This is a genomic window from Streptomyces boetiae, assembly GCF_031845405.1.
GTDB classification, from domain to species: domain Bacteria; phylum Actinomycetota; class Actinomycetes; order Streptomycetales; family Streptomycetaceae; genus Streptomyces; species Streptomyces boetiae.
The window spans coordinates 1-874 of the sequence record NZ_JAVREN010000103.1 but is presented as its reverse complement, the minus strand read 5'-3'; the positions used below and the strand labels follow the sequence as shown (position 1 = coordinate 874).

The 874-nt window shown below is 74.6% G+C and carries 1 protein-coding gene; it reads right to left on the bottom strand.

What is annotated here, in order from left to right; all coding sequences use genetic code 11:
• Window positions 1–33: 33 nt before the first annotated feature.
• A complete protein-coding gene (gene rplJ / locus RM780_RS27560) occupies window positions 34–594 on the bottom strand; it encodes a 50S ribosomal protein L10 (RefSeq protein WP_311633635.1) in 561 nt (186 codons plus the stop codon).
• Window positions 595–874: the final 280 nt, after the last annotated feature.

The window sequence follows — 874 nt, the reverse complement described above, 5'->3', positions numbered from 1 at the left end:
CCCCGCCCCCCCCCCCCCCCCCGCCCGGGCCGACTATTCGGCGGCCTGCTCGGCGGGAGCCGGCTCGCCGGCGCCGCCCTGCTGCTCGACCTTCGCGCGCAGCGCGTCCGCGGTGCGGACGAGCTTGGTCAGCGGGGCCTGGAAGGTCGCCGCGGCCTTGGCCATGGACGCCTTCATCCCGCCGGCCAGCTTGGCCAGCAGCACCTCGCGGGGCTCCAGCTCCGCGAGCTGCTCGATCTCGCCCGCGGTGAGCGCCTTGCCTTCGAGGACGCCGCCCTTGATGACCAGGGCGGGGTGGTCCTTGGCGAAGTTGCGCAGGCCCTTGGCCGCCTCGACCGGGTCGCCGGTGATGAAGGCGACGGCCGTGGAGCCCTTGAAGAGGTCGTCGATCCCGGTGACCCCGGCCTCGTTGGCCGCGATCTTGGTCAGCGTGTTCTTGGCCACGCGGTACTGGGCGTTGTCGCCGAGCGAGCGGCGCAGCTGCTTCAGCTGCGCCACGGTGAGCCCGGTGTACGCGGTGACGACGGCCGCGTTGGAGGCTTCGAACTTCTGCTTGATCTCCGCGACGGCTGCCGCCTTGTCGGGACGCGCCATAACCTTCGGCCCTCCTTCCGGGTGCGGGGACCGCGGGGTGGGGCCCAGAAGGAACGAAAAACGCCCCGGCGCAGGCGCTCGGGGCGGCGGCGGCAGGACCGGATGGGCCCGGCACGGCCGTTGCTCTCCAACGTCACCTGCGCGGGCCGTCCGCTCCTGCGGAACCTTCGGCTGCCCCGGCGGGGCAGCGGCCAGCGGTCTTTGGCTTCTCGGGGAGCGTACGCCAGCGGCCGGGGGCCCGGCCAAAACGCCCCGCCCCCCGCCGCCGGGCGGGGGCGGC

Coding starts and splice junctions, on each gene's coding strand:
- rplJ (WP_311633635.1), bottom strand. CDS start 594: ATGGCGCGTCCCGACAAGGCGGCAGCCGTCGCGGAGATCAAGCAGAAG.